The organism is Sphingomonas paludis (assembly GCF_053502515.1).
Genome location: NZ_CP187558.1, coordinates 1 through 19790 on the forward strand (window position 1 = coordinate 1; position 19790 = coordinate 19790).

General features: G+C 64.9%; 15 protein-coding genes. 7 read left to right on the forward strand and 8 right to left on the reverse strand.

Annotated features, from left to right (window positions below; all coding sequences use genetic code 11):
• Positions 1-24: 24 nt before the first annotated feature.
• The 4 genes from dnaA to ACPVPU_RS00020 all read left to right on the forward strand — a co-directional run bounded on the left by dnaA (position 25) and on the right by ACPVPU_RS00020 (position 4597).
• Complete coding sequence (gene dnaA / locus ACPVPU_RS00005; protein WP_448658854.1) at positions 25-1482, forward strand: chromosomal replication initiator protein DnaA; 1458 nt, start codon at positions 25-27, stop codon at positions 1480-1482.
• 102 nt (positions 1483-1584) lie between these two features.
• Positions 1585-2700 (forward strand): 8-amino-7-oxononanoate synthase, encoded by a 1116-nt coding sequence (locus ACPVPU_RS00010; RefSeq protein WP_448658855.1) that lies wholly within the window; start codon positions 1585-1587, stop codon positions 2698-2700.
• Positions 2697-3329 (forward strand): dethiobiotin synthase, encoded by a 633-nt coding sequence (bioD, locus tag ACPVPU_RS00015; protein WP_448658856.1) that lies wholly within the window; start codon positions 2697-2699, stop codon positions 3327-3329. The genes ACPVPU_RS00010 and bioD overlap by 4 nt, the downstream gene beginning before the upstream one ends.
• Positions 3326-4597: an adenosylmethionine--8-amino-7-oxononanoate transaminase gene (locus ACPVPU_RS00020; RefSeq protein WP_448658857.1), complete on the forward strand. Its 1272-nt coding sequence runs from the start codon at positions 3326-3328 to the stop codon at positions 4595-4597. Before bioD ends, ACPVPU_RS00020 begins: the two co-directional genes overlap by 4 nt.
• A gap of 44 nt (positions 4598-4641) precedes the next feature.
• Here ACPVPU_RS00020 and ACPVPU_RS00025 read toward each other — a convergent pair whose 3' ends face one another.
• Positions 4642-7524, reverse strand: coding sequence for a TIM-barrel domain-containing protein (locus ACPVPU_RS00025; protein WP_448658858.1), 2883 nt, complete (start codon positions 7522-7524; stop codon positions 4642-4644).
• A 2-nt stretch (positions 7525-7526) separates the two neighbouring features.
• Entirely contained in the window at positions 7527-9146 is a 1620-nt protein-coding gene (locus ACPVPU_RS00030; protein ID WP_448660553.1) for a DUF5597 domain-containing protein, read from the reverse strand.
• 137 nt (positions 9147-9283) lie between these two features.
• Between ACPVPU_RS00030 and ACPVPU_RS00035 the strand changes: the two genes are divergently transcribed.
• Entirely contained in the window at positions 9284-10912 is a 1629-nt protein-coding gene (locus ACPVPU_RS00035; protein ID WP_448658859.1) for an alpha-L-fucosidase, read from the forward strand.
• A 59-nt stretch (positions 10913-10971) separates the two neighbouring features.
• Here ACPVPU_RS00035 and ACPVPU_RS00040 read toward each other — a convergent pair whose 3' ends face one another.
• The 3 genes from ACPVPU_RS00040 to rpsU form a co-directional block, all read right to left on the reverse strand.
• Positions 10972-11181 (reverse strand): hypothetical protein, encoded by a 210-nt coding sequence (locus tag ACPVPU_RS00040; RefSeq protein ID WP_448658860.1) that lies wholly within the window; start codon positions 11179-11181, stop codon positions 10972-10974.
• A 442-nt stretch (positions 11182-11623) separates the two neighbouring features.
• Entirely contained in the window at positions 11624-12250 is a 627-nt protein-coding gene (locus ACPVPU_RS00045) for an FKBP-type peptidyl-prolyl cis-trans isomerase (protein WP_448658861.1), read from the reverse strand.
• Positions 12251-12410: 160 nt separating this feature from the next.
• On the reverse strand, positions 12411-12617 hold the full coding sequence (gene rpsU, locus ACPVPU_RS00050; RefSeq protein ID WP_448658862.1) for a 30S ribosomal protein S21: 207 nt from the start codon (positions 12615-12617) through the stop codon (positions 12411-12413).
• A 168-nt stretch (positions 12618-12785) separates the two neighbouring features.
• Here rpsU and ACPVPU_RS00055 point away from each other — a divergent pair, with 168 nt between their 5' ends.
• Together ACPVPU_RS00055 and ACPVPU_RS00060 are read left to right on the forward strand one after the other, a co-directional pair.
• Positions 12786-14099 (forward strand): dicarboxylate/amino acid:cation symporter, encoded by a 1314-nt coding sequence (locus ACPVPU_RS00055; RefSeq protein WP_448658863.1) that lies wholly within the window; start codon positions 12786-12788, stop codon positions 14097-14099.
• 11 nt (positions 14100-14110) lie between these two features.
• On the forward strand, positions 14111-15379 hold the full coding sequence (locus ACPVPU_RS00060) for an MFS transporter (protein ID WP_448658864.1): 1269 nt from the start codon (positions 14111-14113) through the stop codon (positions 15377-15379).
• An 18-nt stretch (positions 15380-15397) separates the two neighbouring features.
• Here ACPVPU_RS00060 and ACPVPU_RS00065 read toward each other — a convergent pair whose 3' ends face one another.
• From ACPVPU_RS00065 to ACPVPU_RS00075, 3 genes are all read right to left on the reverse strand, one after another.
• Entirely contained in the window at positions 15398-15784 is a 387-nt protein-coding gene (locus tag ACPVPU_RS00065) for a response regulator (protein WP_448658865.1), read from the reverse strand.
• Between the two features lie 62 nt (positions 15785-15846).
• A complete protein-coding gene (locus ACPVPU_RS00070; RefSeq protein WP_448658866.1) occupies positions 15847-18312 on the reverse strand; it encodes an ATP-binding protein in 2466 nt (821 codons plus the stop codon).
• 35 nt (positions 18313-18347) lie between these two features.
• Entirely contained in the window at positions 18348-19724 is a 1377-nt protein-coding gene (locus ACPVPU_RS00075; protein ID WP_448658867.1) for an EAL domain-containing protein, read from the reverse strand.
• Positions 19725-19790 lie beyond the last annotated feature (66 nt).

Genomic DNA, 19790 nt, shown 5'->3' on the forward strand with positions numbered 1-19790 from the left:
GTGGCAGGCCTTGCGGGACAGGAAGTGAACATAGCATACGAACCCAATCCTGCCGTTGCCGATGCGTGGAGCCGGGTGCGCGACAACCTGCGCACGTCCGCCGGCGCTCGCCTGTTCGATCAGTGGCTGAAGCCGATTCGGCTGATGGAAGGCGAAGGCGACCGGCATGTCCGCCTGGGCTTGCCATCGGCGTTCATGGCCAGCTGGGTCCGCAATCACTACGCCGACCGCATCTTCTTCGAATTCCGCACGCTGTTGCCGTCGATTCGCAAGGTGTCGATCGAAACCCTGCCCGCCGCCGTCGAAATGCGGATCGTGGAAGCGGCACCGGCCAAGCCCGCTGCCCCCCAACCGGACAAGCGCCCGATTGCCGCCGCGACGGATATGCCGAGCGCACCCGCTGCGGCAGCGCCGGTCAGTGCGATGGTCGCCCCGTCCGATCCCAGCCGGCGCAGCGGCGGCCAGCCCTTCGATCCCCGGCTGACCTTCGACCGGTTCCTGACCGACGAATCCAACCGGGTGGCGTGCAATGCGGCGCGAGCGCTGGCCGAACCGGGTCGCCCGCGGTTCAGCCCGCTATATCTGCACAGTGCAACCGGGCTGGGCAAAACGCATCTGATGCATGCCATCGGCCAGGCGTTTCTGGACGCGCAGCCCGATGCCACCGCCATTTACATGCCCGCCGAACGGTTCATGTACGAATTCGTGCAGGCTGTCCGTGCGCGCGATACCTTTTCGTTTAAGGCGCGGCTGCGCGGCGTCGACCTGCTGATGATCGACGACCTGCAGTTCATCGCGGGCAAGGAATCGACGCAGGAAGAGTTTTTCCACACCGTCAATGAATTCATGGGGGCGGGCAAACGGCTCGTCGTCGCCGCCGATCGCCCGCCACAGCAGCTGGAGGGCGTGGAAACCCGGCTGATGACCCGACTGGCATCCGGGCTGGTGGCGGATATCCGCCCGCCCGAACTGGCGCTGCGCAAGCAGATCCTGACCGCCAAGCTGGCCGACATGCCGGGCACCGCCATTCCGGTGGATGTACTGGACCTGTTGTCCCAGCGGCTGAGCCATTCGGTCCGCGAACTGGAAGGGGCGCTGAACCGGCTGGTCGCCTATGCCCAGCTGACCGGTCAGGCCGTGACGATGGACTTCGCCGTCGCGACGCTGGGCGAGGTGCTGAAGGGTGCGCAGCGCAGGATCACCATCGACGAAATCCAGCGGGCGGTGTCAGCACATTATCATGTGCGCCAGATCGACCTGATTTCTGCCCGGCGCGCGGTCGCCATCGCCCGGCCACGCCAGATCGCCATGTATCTGGCCAAGCGGCTGACGACGCGTTCCCTGCCCGAAATCGGCCGAAAGTTCGGCAATCGCGATCATTCGACCGTCATTCATGCGGTCAAGCGGATCGAGGAACTGCGCGCCAGGGACCAGGAAATCGACGCAGCCGTCACCGTCCTGATGCGCCAGCTGGAAGGATAGGCGGCATCCACCGCCGGGCGGGCCGGGCGCATCGGCGGGGATAGCACCGGGCAATCGCCCGACCGGCTTTCCTTCGATCGCGGCTGATCCTAACAGCGTGCCATGCGTGCCAGCGAAACCCTTTCCACCGATCTTGCGGGATTGGCCGCAGTCAATCGGCACCGGGCTTTGGCGCCGCGATCCGGCTTCGATTTTTCCTCCAACGACTATCTGGCTCTGGCGCGGTCGCCGCGCCTGGCAAAGGCCGCGCAGGCCGCGCTGGAACGCGGCGTGGCAGCGGGATCGGGAGGGTCGCGCCTGCTGCGCGGCAACGATCCCGAGCATGAGGCGCTGGAGGCGGAAGCCGCAGCATTTTTCGAGGCCGAGTCATCGCTGTTCTTTTCCAGCGGGTTCGCCGCCAATGCGACGATCCTGTCGACCCTGCCCCAGCGGGGCGACCTGATCCTGCACGATGCGCTGGTCCATGCCAGCGCGCATGAAGGGATGCGGCTGGCCCGCGCCGATGTGCGGTCCGTAACCCATAACAGCGTCCAGGCCTTTGCCGACGCCATCGCCGACTGGCGGCGATCGGGCGGCATGGGGACGCCGTGGATCGTGGTCGAAAGCCTGTACAGCATGGACGGGGACCGCGCGCCGCTGGAGGCGCTGGCAGCGCTTGCCGAGGCCCATGACGCGGTGCTGGTAGTGGACGAGGCGCATGCGACCGGCGTGTTCGGCGATCATGGCCAGGGCCTGTCGCAGCCATCGCCCCGCCGGATCAGCGTGCATACCTGTGGCAAGGCGATGGGGGTGGAGGGCGCGCTGGTCTGTTTGCCGACGGTAATGCGCGACTTCATCGTCAACCGTGGCCGGGCATTCATCTATTCGACCGCTCCGTCACCCCTGATTGCCGCCATGGTGCGCGAGTCGCTGCGCATCCTGGCCGATGAACCGGATCGACGGGCCGGGCTGCACACGCTGATCGCCGAGGCGAATCGGGTGCTGGCACCGCTGGGGATCGAAGCGACCGGCAGCCAGATCATCCCGGTCATCCTGGGCGACGACGGACGGGTGATGCAGGTGGCGGCCCTGCTGCAGGCCGCCGGGTTCGACGTGCGCGGGATCCGCCCGCCGACCATCCCCATGGGCACTGCACGCCTGCGCCTGTCGCTGACATTGAATATATCGGCAGGCGATCTGGGGGGCCTCGCGGCCGCGCTGCAGGATGCGATGGCGTGACGACGGCACCCGCCATCATCGTCGCCGGCACCGATACCGATGCGGGCAAGACGGTGTTCGCCGCTGCGCTGGTCGGTGCGCTGGGCGGCGTCTATTGGAAACCCGTCCAGTCCGGCCTGGCCGATGGCTGCGATTCCGACCGGGTTCGCGACTTGTCGGGCCTGGCCGCCGAGCGGATCCTGCCCGAGCGCTACCGGCTGAACGCGCCGCTTTCGCCCCACCGTGCAGCGGAACTGGACGGCGTTACGATCGACCCGGACCGATTGACCCTGCCGCGCCATGCCCGTCCGCTGGTCGTGGAGGGCGCGGGCGGCGTGCTGGTGCCGGTGACCCGCGATCTGCTCTATGCGGATCTGTTCGCCCGCTGGGGCGCGCCGGTCGTGCTGGTCGCCCGCACCACTCTTGGCACCATCAACCACAGCTTGCTCAGCATCGAGGCGCTGCGCGCGCGCAGCGTCCATATCCTGGGCGTCGCCTTCAACGGCGAGGCCAATGAAGATAGCGAAGCGACAATCGCGGCGTTGGGCAAGGTCCGGCGACTGGGCCGTCTGCCCCGGTTAGACCCGCTGACGCGCGAAACGCTGACTGCAGCATTTTCGCAGCATTTCCGGCTGGACGCCTTTGCATGAGCAGCATCTGGCACCCATTCACGCAGCACGGGTTGAACGAGCCGATCCCGGAAGTGGTGCGGACCGAGGGCGCGGCCCTGCATACCCGCGACGGTCGCCGGATCATCGATGCCATTTCCAGCTGGTGGGTGACGACGCACGGGCACAGCCATCCCCGGATCATGGCCGCGATCGCGGAGGCGGCAAGGCAGATGGACCAGATCATCTTTGCCGGCTGGACGCATCCCTATGCCGAAGCGGTGGCGGCGGGTCTGCGCGCCATTATGCCGCCTGCCCTCTCCCGAGTGTTCTTCTCCGACAGCGGCTCGACGGCGGTCGAGGTCGCGCTGAAAATGGCCCTTGGCTATTGGCTGAACATCGGCGAGCCGCGCGACCGCATCCTGGTGATGGAACACGGCTATCACGGCGATACGATCGGCGCGATGTCCGTGGGCGCGCGCGGCGTGTTCAACCGTGCCTATCAGCCACTGCTGTTCGACGTCGCCACCCTGCCCTTTCCCGTCGCCGGACGGGAGCAGGCGACGCTGGACGCGCTTGAAGCCGCGTGTCGTGCACGACCAGCGGCGTTGATCGTCGAGCCGCTGCTGCTGGGGGCGGGCGGGATGCTGATCTTCTCGCCCGGAACACTCGCCGAAATGGCGCGTATCTGCGCCGCGCATGACGTGCTGTTCATCGCGGACGAGGTGATGACAGGCTGGGGCCGTACGGGCACGCTGCTGGCGTGCGATCAGGCTGGCGTAGTGCCCGACCTGCTGTGCCTGTCCAAGGGGCTGACCGGGGGAGCCGTTCCGCTGGCGGTCACCATGGCGAGCGAGCGGATCTTCGAGGCGCATCGGTCCGCCGACCGGGCGCGGATGTTCTTTCATTCATCCAGCTATACCGCCAATCCCATCGCCTGTGCTGCGGCCACCGCCAATCTGGCGATCTGGCGCGACGAGCCGGTGCTGGACCGCGTGGCCAGCCTGACCGCCCGGCAACTCGGCTGGCTGGCGCGGATTGCTGCACGGCCATGGGCGCACAATTGCCGCAACATCGGCACGGTCGCGGCGTTCGAATTCGGGCAGAGCGGGGACGGCTATCTGGCCGATATTGCCCCGCGCCTGCTGGCCGCGTTCCGCGAGCGCGACCTGTTGATCCGCCCGCTTGGCAATACCGTCTATGTCATGCCGCCCTATTGCATCGACGACGCCGACCTGGCCGCGATCTGGCAGGGAATCGAGGCGGTGTGCGACGGGATAGCGCAAGTCCCTCTGCTCTTGCGGGAATGAGGGGAGGCCACCTTAGGGAGTGTCCCCTCTCTCTCCCAGCTCCGCTACCGCAACCGATCCGGTCCCAGCGTGACCGCCTTGCCGTCATAGACGATCTGGACCGGCCCGGCATCGAAGCTGGGGGCAACCGCCCGGTCGGGGCGATGGACGCGCACCGAAATGCCACGCTTGCCCGCCATGCCGGGATAGCTACCCCGGCGCGCGCCGATGGTCAGCGTGCCCGCCTCGTCATCCCAGCGGATCGGGGTGCGCGCATATTCGCCGCGGGCAAAGCCCATCGACGTGCCGTCATCCTCATACAGATCGAAACTGGCATCGGCCCCGGCAAAGACGTGCAGGACCAGCGGACCATCCGGCTGTTCGGCGGTATGTTGCACCGCTGGCCCGGTCGGCACGATCGATCCGGCGCGAACGAACAATGGCATCCGTTCGCGCGGTGCGTCAGCGGTGATCGCCTGCCCACCCTTCAAATAGTTGCCGGTGGCGAAGTCGTACCAGTCGGCCCCGGCGGGTAGCCAGACGCTGCGGCTCTTCGCCCCGAACTCGGTCACCGGCGCGACGAGGAAGGCCGGTCCGAACAGATACTGGTTGTTCACGTCCCAGCCCTTGCGGTCGCTTGGGAAATCCATCGCCAGCCCGCGCATGATCGTGCCGGATTTGAAATGCGTGTCCGCCGCCAGCGTGTAGATATAGGGCATCAGGCGATAGCGCAGCCGGGTGTAATCGAGCATCGACTGATACGCCGCCTGATCGTCGCCCGCGAGATTATAGACTTCGCGGAGCGGGAACTCGCCGTGACTGCGGAACAGCGGACTGAACGCACCAAACTGGAACCAGCGCAGGTTCAGTTCGCGCCATTCGGCAAGATGTGCCGGATCCTCCTTTGAATAACGGTCCTCGACGGCAAAACCGCCGATATCGTGCGTCCAGTTGGGCACCCCCGCCATGGACAGGTTGACCCCGGCCGAAATCTGGTCACGCAGATCATCCCAGCGCGCGACGATATCGCCGGACCACAGCGCGCTCGATGCGCGCTGGACACCGGCATAGCCCGATCGCGTCAGAATGAAGGGCCGCTTGTCGGGATAGCTACCGCGCAGGCCATCGGCCATGCCGTCGGCATGGATCAGCGGAAAGCTGTTGAACCGCGCCGCGCCGACGCCGCTGTCCGGATGGCTCATCTGGAATTTGCGTTCCTCGACCGACAGGTTGGAATGCCAGTCCGGTTCGGTCGCATCCATCCACCAGGCATCGAAGCCCATGCCGACCAGCTTGTCCTCGATCTGCTTGTAGTAAAGCTCGCGCGCACCCTTGGTGTAGGGGTTGTAGAAGGTGTTCAGATAACCCTTGCCCACCCAGTCGAGTTGTCCCGCCTCCAGCGGACGGCGATAGAGCCAGCCCTTGGCGTCCAGCGCCTTGGCATGGTCAGTCGTTGGATAGAATTTCGGCCAGACCGAAATCATGATGCGCGCGTTCAGCGCGTGCACTTCGTCCACCATCCCCTTGGCATCGGGGAAGCGGGCGGTGTCGAATTCATGGCTGCCCCAGGCGTTTTCGGGCCAGTAGAACCAGTCCTGCACGATATTGTCGATCGGGAACTGGCGCTTGCGATACTCGCGCACCACGCCGAGCAACTCGTCCTGCGTGTTGTAGCGCTGGCGCGACTGCCAGAAACCATATGCCCATTTGGGCATCATCGACGCCTGGCCGGTCAGCGCGCGGTATCCGCCGATCACCTGATCCAGATTGTCGCCAGTGACGACATAGTAATCCAGCCCCTTCGCCAGTTCCGATGACAACCACAGCGACTTGCGGTCCGGCTCGGGCAACGGATCATTGTGATAGAGCGCGATGTACCCTGCATTGGGCGACCATTCGATCCGAACCTCGACGGGTTTGCCCGCCGTCATCGGCAATTCGAAGTTATGGAACCAGGGGTTCCAGTTCTGGCGCCAGCGCGACAGCACTTCCTTGCCGTTGGCGAACACCTTCACATAATGCGAGCTGTAAAGCTTGAACTTGTGCGTGCCGCTGGCCGCCGGGTTCAGCATGCCGGTCCACACCACCCGCTGCTGCTGCACGGCATTGCCCGCCGTGTTCTGACCCGTGGTCGCAGCCACGGTCTGCGCCTTGGCGGCTTCGGGCCAGTTCTTCTGGTCGCGGATATATTCGTAGTTGATCGTCGTTTCCTGGCGGCTGACCGCCAGCTTGTCGTCCAGGAAATATTCGGCCTTCCATCCCGGCTGGCCGTCGCTGGTGACGGTCAGCCCCTTGTCGTCCGCCGATCCGACATGGGCATAGGGCACGGGATCGCCGAACCGCGTGATGCTTTCATTATCCCACAGCACGCCGTAATTGTTGGTCGACACCACGAACGGGATGGCGATCGCCATATTGTGCTGGGCAAGTTCCACATCCTCGCCATTGTAATTCATCTGGCCGTTCTGATGCTGGCCCAGGCCGAAAAAGCCCTCGTCCGTGCCGCGATTGAATTGCTGGTTCACGGCGACGAACTGCTCGCCCTCGACCGTCACCGGCTGGAATGCGCCGCGCGCCGCCTCGGTCAGGACCGTATTGCCGGCCGCATCGGCAAAGCTGACCTGTCCGTCGGACAGCCGGATGGTCGCACTGCCCCGTTCCGCTTTCACGGTAACGGTGCCGCTGGTCTCGGTGACCGTGAAGGCGCCATCGGGCTTGGCGACGACGATGATGCTGTCGGGGCGGTTGAAATCCGCCGTGGGGGTTGCCGACACGCGGAACCGATCCGCGCCATAGACGAGCACCCGCACCTTCTTCGCCGGGCCACCATCGGGGGTGACCACCACGCCGCCCGGCACCTTTTCCACCTCGGCCGCCCATGCAGGAACCGCAGACACGCCAGCCATCAGCAGCGCCAGCGCCGCCCCCATCCCGTTGAACGCGCGCATCGTCACTCCTTGAAACTGCCCATGGTAATTTTCAGAAACACCGGCTCGGCACCGAAATTCAGGCCGTAATCGGTCTGGTCGCCATTCCAGACACGGCGCATGATCCAAATGCCGTTCGCGTCGAACCGCCCTTCTTCGACGCGCAGCACGATGCCCTGCCGCCCGGCAGGCAGCCCGGCCCCGCTGAACTTCAAACGGACATCGGTGCCCGCCGCCAGGAACTCGTCGTCCGAAAGCTGCGCCACCACCGCACCACCGACCGGCTGCCCGGTGGTCGGATGCGGATCGATCTTCAGCCAGGGGCTGTCCCGGTCGGCAAATTGCCATTCCTCGTAATGGGCGCTGACCTTCCACTGGCCCATCACGGTTTCGTCAACCAGGCTGTCGGCCCCCTTGGTCGTGCCCCAGGTTGGCCGTTCCAGCGCAATCCTGGCCCAGACCCCGGCGGCAGGGGCGAACAGGCGATAGGGCGCGGCAAAGGCATCCAGCGTGGCGTCGTCCAGCACCTTGGCACCCAGCGGATAGTTGGAATAGCCGCTGGCATCCATGCCGAACGGCGCCATGCCGATTGCACCCTTGCCCAGCATCGGCCAGAAAAAGCGCGCGAACTTGGCATGGTTGCCATATTCCGGGACCATCAGCGCATTGTCGGCCCGCGCATAATGATCGAGCTGTTTCAGGAACTCGCGCGCTTCGCCCGAATAAATGTCCGGCGCGACGAAATCGATATGCGGGGCCGCCGCCTTCCACACATCGATCATCATCCAGTCGGGGCCGCCCGATGCCCCGCTATTCTCGCCCGGCTTGGCGAACGCACCGCTCAGCGCGGCGTTGGTGTACATCGGCAGCGGCTTTACCGCCTTTCCGGCGGCGGCGATCTCGTCGATATAGCTGGCGGTGTGCCAGGCATTGAATGCGGTGTCCGCATCCTTGCCGAACACCTCGGTCCATGTCCCCTTGCGGCCCGTCTGGCGGGCAAGCGCATCGGGCACCGGGCCAGCGAACAGGCGATTGGCGGCGGTCGAAAAATCGCGTTTCTGGCCATACACGCCGACTTCGTTCTGCGGCTGGACCAGGATGACGGTGTGCTGCGGATCGCGCGCCTTCAGATGCTGCATCAGGCGGACAAATGCCCGCTTGTCCGCTTCCAGCGTCGTTCGGTGATGCGGGGACAGGGCGTAATGCGTCCCGCCCACTGCCGTGCGCATCCTTGGAAACCGCTGATTGTCCCGCTTTACCCAGGCCGGGACATAGCTGGGCCCGGTATTCTTCCAGGTGGCGAACCATAACAGCACCAGACGCTTGTCGTGCGCCCGCGCCTGTTCAAGCAGCGTGTCGACATAGCTGAAATCGAACCGCCCTTCCTCCGGCTCCACCTGTTCCCACGCCACCGGGATTTCCAGCGTGTTGGCGTGAATGCGGTCGAGCACCGGCCAAACGGTATCCAGCATCGCCGGATAATTGCTGCTGTTATGCGCCTGTGCGCCCAGGATCAGGAACGGCTTGCCATCGACGATCAGGGCGTGGCGGCCCGCCTGATTCGCCAACCGAGGGACCGGGTGAGCCTCGCTTCCCTGCGCGCGGGCGGCTGTCATCGTTGTCAGCAGCGCCGCCAGCCCCATGATCAACCAGTTTCCGGCACGAACCACGCGACGCTCCCCCTCCCCGTCTTCTCTATGCGGTCATTTGGCATATTTATTTTCGGAATTGAATGGCTGATGCTGCTCACGCCGAAAAACAGCGAAGCGGGTGGGTGAGGATGCGGCGACGGTCATTGATAAGGATCGGACTTGCAGCGGCGGGCGTCGCCGCCCTGCCGGGTCGGGCACAGGCGATGACTGGCCGCGCGGTCCCCGCCAACTGGTCGGCGCTGACCGCGGCCTATCGCACACCCGACTGGTTCCGGGACGCAAAGTTCGGGATCTGGGCGCACTGGTCGGCGCAGTGCGTGCCGGAGGCGGGGGACTGGTATGGCCGGTTGATGTATCTACCCGGCGATTACCGCTACGATCACCACGTCAGGACCTATGGCCACCCGGCCGATACCGGCTTCATGGAAATGGAGAACCGCTGGAAAGCGGAGGCATGGGATCCCGCCTATCTGATCCGGCGGTACAAGGGCCTGGGCGCGCGCTATTTCATGGCGCTGGCGGCGCATCACGACAATTTCGATTGCTGGAACAGCCGCCACCACGGATGGAACGCCGTCCGCGTCGGGCCGAAGCGCGACATTGTCGGCACCTGGGCGAAACTGGCGCGGGCAGAGGGGCTGCGCTTTGGCGTGTCGAATCACATCAGCCATGCATGGCACTGGTGGCAGACCGCCTATAGCTATGATGCCGAAGGGCCGCGGGCGGGCGAGCGTTATGACGCGGCGCGGCTGACCCGGGCCGACGGCAAGGGCAAATGGTGGGAGGGGCTTGACCCGCAACAGCTCTATACCGGCCCGGCCTTCGTCCCGCCGGACGGCATCACGACGAACGCGGCGATGCGCGACTGGCATGATGTGCATAGCGGCCGGTGGATGCAGCACGCCCCGCCGCAGAACCCGCATTTCGTCGCCAAATGGCTGGCGCGGCAGACGGACCTGGTGGAACAGCATGACCCGGATCTGGTCTATCTGGACGATTACGGCCTTCCGTTCGGATCGACGGGAATCGAGGCAGTGGCCCATTATTACAGCCGCAGCGTCGAGCGGCGCGGCGCCGTCGACGTGGTGCTGACCGCCAAGCAACTTTCCGGTTATCAGAGGCGCGCACTGGTCGAGGATATCGAGCGCGGCTTTTCCGACCGGTTGCGCGACGAACCCTGGCAGACCTGCACCTGTATCGGCGACTGGCACTATAACCGCGCGCGCTATAACGACCGGTCCTATGTCCCCGCCGAACAGGTCATCCAGCGGCTGGCCGATGTCGTGTCGAAGAATGGCAACCTGCTGCTATCGATCCCGATGCGTGGCGACGGCAGCATTGACAGCGAGGAGGAGCGCATTCTTGACGGCATCGGCGCATGGATGCAGGCGAACGGCGAAGCCGCGATCTACGGCTCCCGCCCCTGGCGTATCTTTGGCGAGGGGCCGACGGTCATCAAGGCCGGCATGCATACCGAGGATCAGTTGAAGGCCTTCACCGCCGACGACGTCCGCTTCACGGTGAAAAACGGCGCGCTGAACATCCTGTTCCTCAAATGGCCGACCGCACTGGTCCGGGTAGCGGCGCTCGGCAACAACGCTCTGCCCGGATCGAGCATCGTCCGCGCGGCGATGGCATCGGGCCAACCGGTGCGGATCGATCGCACCGACGCCGCCCTGACCCTGACGCTACCCCCGCCCCCCGCGAAAGGAGCGGTGGTGCCGGTGGTCCGGATCGAGGGGCGCGGGCTGCTCTAAACCTTGGCGGTGGACTTAGGAACGACTGCCAATGCGTGGAAAATCGACATGGCTACCGACTAAAAACGTGAGAAACGATAGATGGCGTAGGTGAGCAGAACAGCAATGAGGATCGCCGCAGCCACCACTATCGAATGACGAGCGCCATCACTTAACGGCGGTAGAAAATGCTCCGAAAGCCGGGAGGTCCCTACGCCCAAGACAGGGCCAATGAGGTAAAGCCACCACGGCACCTTCCTTGCGGCGATCTCGTTTGGTTTGGCCATCACTGGCAGTCTATGTCGACCACTCAATGTTCGCAATCGGGGCAAGGGCCAACGGGCAGGATTGACCGAGTGCCCCGCCAATCCGTTCATGCTGAGCCTGTCGAAGGCGACGATGTCTTTCGCAACCCCGATCCTCCCCTGCAAGGGGAGGTGGTCTGCGCCAGCGGGTCGGAGGGGTCACCGCTCACGAGAGGGCGCCACCCCTCCGTCAGGCCTGCGGCCTGACACCTCTCCCTGGCGGGGGAGGATCATATGCCCCCGGTTTGCAACAGACGGTATCGCCTTCGACAGGCTCAGCACGGGCTGGGCTGGACCGGGTGGCGACGGCAGCAACAGCCTTCGACCCTTTGCCTCGGCCTGGCCCGCACGCGCCCGGCGGGACCAAGCCAAAGCGCCAAAGCAAAAACGCCGGACCCCTCGGCCCGGAGTTTCGTGGTTCGTTGCCTTACTGACCGGCGCCCTGCGGCGGACCTTCGGCGCCGGGCGGCGGCCCGCCGGCACCAGGACCGCCCGGGCCCATCATCTGCATCTGCATCTGACGGAACGCCTGTTCGGGCATGAATTCCAGCATGTCGACGTCGAACACCAGCACCTTTTCCGCCAGTTCGGCCTGGGGCGAGCCCGGCTGCAGCTTGGCGACGATGTCCGGCGAACCATAGCCCAGTTCGGGCTTGATCCAGATGCGCGCCTTTGATCCGCGCGGCAGAAGCTTCAGCGCTTCCGAAAAGCCGGGGATCGACGCGCCGGGCGCGACCGGGAACGGCACCGGCTGCTGGCTGCGGTCAAATTCGGTCCCGTCGGTGAAGGTGCCGACATAGTTGATCAGCGCGACATCGGCATCGGTCGGCTTGGCATCGCCCTGCCCCGGCGACAGGATTTCATATTGCAGGCCGGACGCCGTCGTCACCACGCCGGAGCGCGAGGCATTGGACGACAGAAAGGCCGTTACCGGATCAGTGGCGCCGACCCGGGCCAACAACACGGCAAGCACCACCGCCGCAACGATTCCGACCCAGATCCACACCACATAGCTGCGCTTGACGGGAGCGATCGGCACTGCGGTTGCGGACATGGACAAGGATCCTCGAAACGAAAAAAGCCTGGAAACCAGAAAGGGGCGACTGTTGCAGCCGCCCCCCTAACCGGTCGTGCCGGAACAGTCCACGTCCAAACCCGGCCTTCGGGCAGACGGGTCGCATTCCGGCCGCACCACAACGGCGCGGCGGAGATGCTTACTTGGCGCCGTCGCGCTCCATGCGCTTGCGCTCCATCTTGCGGGCGCGACGCACGGCGGCGGCACGCTCGCGAGCGCGCTTTTCGCTGGGCTTTTCATAATGACGGCGCAGTTTCATCTCGCGATAGACGCCTTCACGCTGCAGCTTCTTCTTGAGCGCGCGCAGCGCCTGGTCGACATTATTGTCGCGGACGATGATTTGCATAAGGCCGTCGTTGCTCCGGTGAACAATAGAATAGGGATCGCCGGGAACGTATTCCCGGTCGCTGGCGCAGGCCCCTAACAGCGATTCCCCGCCGGTTCAAGCATTTTGCGGGCTGGCGGACCATGGTGCGCCGCGATAGGCTCTGCTTTTCGGGCAAAGGGACGGTGCATGGCGATCACCATCGATGGCAGCGCGGCGGCACCGGCCGCACCAAAAGGCCGATGGTGGACACATCTGTACAGCTGGGTGCTGATCGGCATCGCGGCGGGCATCGCCGTCGGCGTTGCCGCACCCGAAACCGGCGCGGCGCTGAAACCGCTGGGCGATGCGTTCATCCGGCTGGTCAAGATGATCATCGCGCCGGTCATCTTCCTGACATTGGTCACCGGCATCGCCGGCATCCGCGACATGGCAGAGGTCGGCCGGGTGGCGCTGAAGGCGTTCCTCTATTTCCTGTTCTTTTCATCGCTTGCCCTGGTCGTGGGCCTGATCATCGGCAATCTGGTCCAGCCCGGGGCCGGCCTGAACATCGATCCGGCGACGCTGGACGCCAGCGCAGTCACGGGCTTTACCGAAAAGGCGCATGAAACTTCGCTGGTCAAGTTCCTGCTGGGCATCATTCCGACGACGCTGATCAGCCCGTTCGTCGGCGACAACATCCTGCAGGTGCTGCTGGTTTCCATCCTGTTCGGCACGGCATTCGTCCTGGTCGGGGATCCGGCACGGCCAGTGCTCGACCTGCTGGAACGGGTGGGCAAGGTGGTGTTCCGGATCGTCGGCCTGTTGATGTGGCTGGCCCCGATCGGCGCGTTCGGCGCGATGGCGTTCACCGTCGGCGAATTTGGGATCGGCAGCCTGGCCAATCTGGGCAAGCTGATCGCCACCTTTTACGCGACATCGCTGATCTTTGTGCTGTTGGTGCTCGGCACGGTGGCGGCGCTGGCCGGATTTTCGATCTTCAAGCTGATCCGGTATCTGCGGGCCGAGTTGCTGCTGGTGCTGGGCACCTCGTCATCCGAGGCTGCATTGCCCGCCGTGATGGGCAAGCTGGAACAGGCCGGCTGTGCCAAGGCGGTGGTCGGGCTGGTGATCCCGACCGGCTATTCCTTCAACCTGGACGGCACCAACATCTACATGACGCTGGCGGCGCTGTTCATTGCCCAGGCGATGAATGTCGAATTGACCCTGGGCCAGGAAATCGCGCTGCTGGGGGTTGCCATGATCTCGTCAAAGGGCGCGGCAGGCGTGACCGGCGCAGGCTTCGTGACGCTGGCGGCGACGCTGTCCATCGTGCCTGCCGTCCCGGTGGCGGGCATGGCGCTGATCCTGGGGGTGGACCGGTTCATGTCGGAATGCCGGGCACTGACCAATTTCATCGGCAACGCCGTCGCCACCATCGTCGTCGCACGGTGGGAGGGTCAGCTGGACCGCGACCGGCTTGTCGCCGCGCTGGACGGCCGGGTGGACGAGGAACTGGCTTGACGGCGCCTGCAATGACGAGCCGCATCCGGTCGATCATCGGCGGGTCGGCGGGCAATCTGGTCGAATGGTATGACTGGTACGCCTATGCCGCCTTCACCCTCTATTTCGCGCCGCATTTCTTTCCATCGGGCGATCCCACGGTGGAATTGCTGCAGGCGGCGGCGGTGTTTGCGCTGGGTTTCCTGATGCGGCCCATCGGCGGCTGGCTGATGGGCGTCTATTCCGACCGGCATGGGCGAAAGGCGGGGCTGACGCTGTCGGTCACGCTGATGTGCGCTGGGTCGCTATTGATCGCTGTGACGCCGACCTATGCCACGATCGGCGTGGCCGCCCCGGCCCTGTTGTTGATCGCGCGGCTGATGCAGGGGCTGTCGGTCGGGGGCGAATATGGCGCCAGTGCCACCTATCTGTCCGAAATCGCGGGGCGCAACCGGCGCGGCTTTTTCGCCAGTTTTCAATATGTGACGCTAATCGGCGGTCAGTTGTCCGCGCTCGGCCTGTTGTTGCTGCTGCAACAGTTGCTGCCGCGCGAGGCGCTGGACGCATGGGGCTGGCGCATCCCGTTCCTGATCGGCGGCATCCTGGCGATCAGCGTCTTCTGGCTGCGGCGCGGGCTGATGGAGACGGAGAGCTTTCACAATGCCGACCCAGCCGCGCGGCAGCGATCGGGGCTGGTGGCATTGCTGCGCGATCATCCGCGAGAAACCGGCACGGTCATCGCGTTGACCGCCGGGGGCACGCTCGCCTTCTACGCCTATTCCATCTATATGCAGAAGTTCCTCGTGAACACGTCCGGGTTCAGCCGGGAAGTCGCCTCGACGATCAGCGCCGCCAGCCTGTTCGGGTTCATGGTGTTGCAACCGGTCATGGGCGCGCTGTCGGACCGGGTGGGACGAAAGCCGCTGATGGTCGGCTTCGGCGTGCTGGGGGTCACCCTGACCTGGCCGATCTTCACCATGCTGGAGGGGGTGCGCGATCCCGTCACCGCCTTCTGGATCGTGATGGGGGCACTGGCCATCGTGTCGGGCTATTCCGCGATCAGCGGGGTCGTGAAGGCGGAGATGTATCCGGCCGCGATCCGGACGCTGGGCGTTGCCCTGCCCTATGCGCTGGCCAATGCCGTCTTTGGCGGGACGGCAGAATATGTCGCCCTGCAGCTGAAATCGGCGGGGTGGGAACGCGGGTTCTACCTCTATGTCACCGCGATGATCGGCGTCTCGCTGATCACCTATCTGTTGATGCCGGATACCCGGAAGACCAGCCTGATCCACGAGGATTGAGGCGGGCCGAGGGACCGTTCACAGCAACAGGCCGCCGCCCCGGCTGGCCATGATCCGGCCCATCGCTTCGAACAGGGCATCCATGGCGACCGGCTTGAACAGTACCTCGTCCGCACCGGCGGCCAGGCACCGGTCGCGCAGATCGACGGCCGTATCGGCGGTGACCACGATCAGCGGCAGTGCCGCCTTTGCATCCGGCCGCGCCCGGATGTGGCGAATGGCCTCCATCCCGTCCATGCCGGGCATGCGCAGGTCGACCAGAACGACGTCGAAATCCTGATCGTTGATCAGCCGCAGGCCATCCTCGGCCAGCGGCGCCTCAACCATCGATGCCCCCGCCACATCCAGCATATCGCTGACCACGCGGCGGTTCATCGCATCATCTTCGATGAACAAAACCTTCATTTGCGACCTGTCCCGTCTTTTTGCCGGGCTATTGTGTGTTGCATGGCTATATCGCTATCGCGCTAAGCGGCCTGGGGCACAAGGCCCCTTTCCATCGTGTAACCAGCGAATTGTTGCAAGCTGGTAACAACCACATCGCCTGCAACCGGTTTTTGCAGGATTTGCGACGCACCTGCCGCCAGCAGCGCCTGTCGGTCCGCGTCCGCCATCGGCTGGGCCAGCATCAGCAGCGGGATCGGTCCATCCTCACCCAGAGCGACCAGACGGGCGATGACCGCCGCCGCATCCCCGCCCGTGCTGAGCGTCGCCTCGTCGGCCAGGATGGCGCGGCATGGCGGATGCTCCAGCGCCTCGTCCACCGATCCGACGAGCGCCACTGCGGGGAAGCGGGGCGCGAGCAGCGTTTTCAGCATGGCCCGCGCAATTGGATTGCGCTCGATCACCAAAATGCCGGTATCGTCGGCTGCGGGGACCGCGCCCGTCATCGCCGCGGGTGCATCGGCACGGATCAGCGGCAAGTCGACCGTAAAGGTCGATCCGACGCCGACGGTGCTGTCGACCGCGATATCGCCGCCCATCGCCCGCGCCAGATTGCGACAGATGGCCAGTCCAAGCCCGGTGCCGCCGAACTGGCGCGTCGTCCCGGAATCAGCCTGTTTGAACGATTCAAAGATTTCCTCGCGCTTTTCGGGCGGAATGCCGATGCCCGAATCGCTGATTTCCAGCAGCAGCCGGTCGCCCGCCGCCCGCGCGGCCAGGGCGACACGCCCCTCCACCGTGAACTTCAGCGCGTTGGACAACAGGTTGAACGCGATCTGGCGCAACCGTGCGGGATCGCCTTCCATCCATCCCAGCGCAGGATCGATGCTCAGGTCGAAGCTCAGCCCCTTTGCCCGCGCCTGATCCTGCCACAGCCGCGATACGTCGGTCAGCGTGGCGGGCAAGTCCATCGGCACCTGTTCGATGGTCAGGTTGCCCGTTTCCATCTTCGCCACGTCCAGAATGTCGTCGACCAGCGCGCGCATGGTGACGCCGGCACCATGCACCACCGTGATGCGATCGCGCGTCGCAGCCTCCAGCCGGGGATCGGCCAGCATCACCTGGGTCATGCCCAGAATGCCGTTCAATGGCGTGCGAATTTCATGGCTGGTCGTCGCCAGGAATTCGGTCTTGGCCGCCAGCGCCTTTTCAAGCGCTGTGTTGGTCCGGCCGAGTTCGACGTTGGCGGCGCGCACCTGGTTGCGGCTGCGACGCAGGGTGATGACGCCAAATCCCAGCAACGCGACCAGCACCGAAACCGCGACGGCGATGCCGATGAACAGGGTCAGCTGAAATCGCTGGCGCGCGCGTTCGAATTCGACGTTGCGGCGCAGTTCCTCCGCCTTCAGCCGGGCGATCTGCAGTTCCTGGTTCTGGAAATCGAACCGGGCCGCCATCAGGGCGGTCTTGGTGGATATGGCCAGTTTCGTGGCCTGTTCATCCAGCCGTTCCAACGCCTTCAGATGCACCAGCGCCTCACGCTGATCGCCGGCCGCCTCGAACGCCAGATAGGCGCTCAAATGCGTGTCCCGATACGCCAGGCTGGAATTGTCGGGATCGACCCCGTCCAGACTTTGCCGGGCCAGTGAAATCGCACGCCCGACATTTTTGCGGTCCAGCGCGACGCGCGATGCGACGCCCAGCAGTTGCGCCCGCGCGCTTTCGGTGCCTGGCCCCTGCAACAGCGCAAGTCCCGCGTTGATCGACTGGTCCGCCCGGTCGAGCTGGCCAAGCGGCCGATAGGCGCGGGCAAGGTTGCGATGAATGGTCGCCTCGACCTTGCTGCTGCCAAGAACCCGGACGCGCTGGAGCGCGGCTTCGAATTCCTGGACCGCCTCTTGGTAACGGTCCATTTCGACGAGGACGTTGCCCCGGTTGTTCAGGATGAAAACGGTCAGCTGTACATCGTCGTCATAGGCGGTCAGCGCCTGTCGATAATATTTCAGCGCGCTTTCGTAATCCGCGCCCTCCCGATACAGCGATCCGATCGCGACCAGCGCGACCGCCTGGCTACGCCGGTCCTTTGCATTCAGGAAATGACGATAGGCGGCCTGGTAATCGCTCAGCGACGCCGCGACATCAGTGCCGGCCGCCCGCACGCCGCCGCGCGTCAGCAACAATTGCCCGCGGGTCCGGTCGCTGACCCGTCCTCCCTTTGAAATCGACAGGGCCTGTTCGATCAGCGGCAATGCGCGGTCGGCCTGCCGCATCCGCAGCGCCGCCTCCGCCTGCAGCCCGATGGCGGCCGCCAGCGCGTCGTCGGCACCGGCCGCCCTTGCCTTGGCCACGGCAGCAGCAGCAGTCGCGTCGGCTCGCTCGGGATCGGTCGCCATCTGGGTCCGGGCAAGCTCGACCATGGCGGCCACGGGCTGGGCTGCGGATGCCGGAACGGCGACCAGCATGGCCGGCAGGACCAGCGCGATCAGCCGCAGGGCATGGCCGAACGGAATGACAGCCCGGATGGGCCAGGGGAGAAGATGGGACGCCACGGTCCCAAGGATGACCGAATGTCGTTAAGGACTGGCTAAACCGCCTGACCGACCTGTTTCCAGAAGCGGTCGCCGCGGTGAAACGAAAAGGTCGGGCGGGTCAACGCTTCCCGGTAGCGGTGCTGGCCCAGATAATCCTTCAGCGCGTCGATCTCGATCGGCCGACTGATCAGATAGCCCTGGATCAGGTCGCATCCCATCACGCTCAGAAGTGCCATCGCCGCCGGCGTCTCCACCCCTTCCGCCACAACCTCCATGTCCAGCGCATGGGCAAGATCGATCGTCGACCGCACGATCAGCGGATCGCGGTTGCTGCTGGTCAGCTGGGTGACGAACAATTTGTCGATCTTCAGCTCCGATGCCGGCAGCTGCTTCAGATAGGCCAGCGACGACAGGCCAGCGCCATAATCGTCGATCGCAATGGGAATCCCGGCATCGGCGAACAGCTTCAGGTGCCGGATCGCCACCTGCGGATCGCGTATGACCGATGTTTCGGTGATTTCGAACCCGATGCGCCCGTTGCTGGCGCTGACCATTTCCGACGCCAGCCGGACGAACTCGGCATCGGCCAGCAACAGGCCGGAAATGTTGACGAAAATCGGAATGTCGTGATCCACCGATGCCAGGTCGCCCTGATCCTCGATCGCCTGGGCAAGGGTCCACAGCGTCAGCGGCCCGATCTGGTCCGCCTGTTCGGCCAGGGTGATGAAGTCGCCGGGCAGGATCAATCCGTGCACTGGATGCCGCCACCGGACCAGCGCCTCGACACTCGCCACCTCCTGGCGGCGGACATGCACCTTTGGCTGATAATGCAGCACCATCTGTCCGTTGGCGATGGCACCCGGCAGGTCACGGATCAGCGCCATGGGATCCAGCCCGTCGTCGGATTCGCCAAGCGTGCGGACGATGTCACGCTCATCGGACTGCGCCTGGCGCAGCGCCGCTTCGGCCAGTTCGATCAACCGGATCGGGTCGTGGCGTGGGTTGCCAATGGCCGCGCCCAGCGTGATTCCGATCCGGTGCCGTTCGCCCTCGAGGATCAGCGGTTCGGAAAACAGCGCGCGGGCGTCGGCCAGCACCTGTTCCGCCTGCTCATCGGCATCCAGGGACAGCGTCAATTCCAGCGTCCGACGCCCGCTGATCGTGATCCGCGCGTTGGGCAGGCCGTGATGCAGATGATCGGCGATTCGATCGACCAGGGTAAAAGATGCCGCGATCCCCAGATGCCGACGCAGCACATCGAAATTGGCGATGCGGACCAGGATCAGCATTGCCTGGGATCGATCCGTCGGCAGGGCGGCTATTCTTGCCCCTTCGGATGCCCGGATCGACTTTGCCAATTCCAGGGGTGCCGCCGGCACGGTCCCTGCCGGTCGCTGGTAACTGGGACGCAAGGGCGCGGTTCCGGACATCCTCTCACCCCTATCTGTCAAGGGTTGAAGGAACGGTTAATTGTCGTTCGTGGGTGTCCCGGAACT

Coding starts and splice junctions, on each gene's coding strand:
- ACPVPU_RS00035 (WP_448658859.1), top strand. CDS start 9,284: ATGCGGCGACGGTCATTGATAAGGATCGGACTTGCAGCGGCGGGCGTC.
- ACPVPU_RS00025 (WP_448658858.1), bottom strand. CDS start 7,524: ATGCGCGCGTTCAACGGGATGGGGGCGGCGCTGGCGCTGCTGATGGCT.
- ACPVPU_RS00060 (WP_448658864.1), top strand. CDS start 14,111: ATGACGAGCCGCATCCGGTCGATCATCGGCGGGTCGGCGGGCAATCTG.
- ACPVPU_RS00075 (WP_448658867.1), bottom strand. CDS start 19,724: ATGTCCGGAACCGCGCCCTTGCGTCCCAGTTACCAGCGACCGGCAGGG.
- ACPVPU_RS00030 (WP_448660553.1), bottom strand. CDS start 9,146: ATGGGGCTGGCGGCGCTGCTGACAACGATGACAGCCGCCCGCGCGCAG.
- ACPVPU_RS00045 (WP_448658861.1), bottom strand. CDS start 12,250: ATGTCCGCAACCGCAGTGCCGATCGCTCCCGTCAAGCGCAGCTATGTG.
- ACPVPU_RS00020 (WP_448658857.1), top strand. CDS start 3,326: ATGAGCAGCATCTGGCACCCATTCACGCAGCACGGGTTGAACGAGCCG.
- ACPVPU_RS00065 (WP_448658865.1), bottom strand. CDS start 15,784: ATGAAGGTTTTGTTCATCGAAGATGATGCGATGAACCGCCGCGTGGTC.
- rpsU (WP_448658862.1), bottom strand. CDS start 12,617: ATGCAAATCATCGTCCGCGACAATAATGTCGACCAGGCGCTGCGCGCG.
- ACPVPU_RS00055 (WP_448658863.1), top strand. CDS start 12,786: ATGGCGATCACCATCGATGGCAGCGCGGCGGCACCGGCCGCACCAAAA.
- ACPVPU_RS00010 (WP_448658855.1), top strand. CDS start 1,585: ATGCGTGCCAGCGAAACCCTTTCCACCGATCTTGCGGGATTGGCCGCA.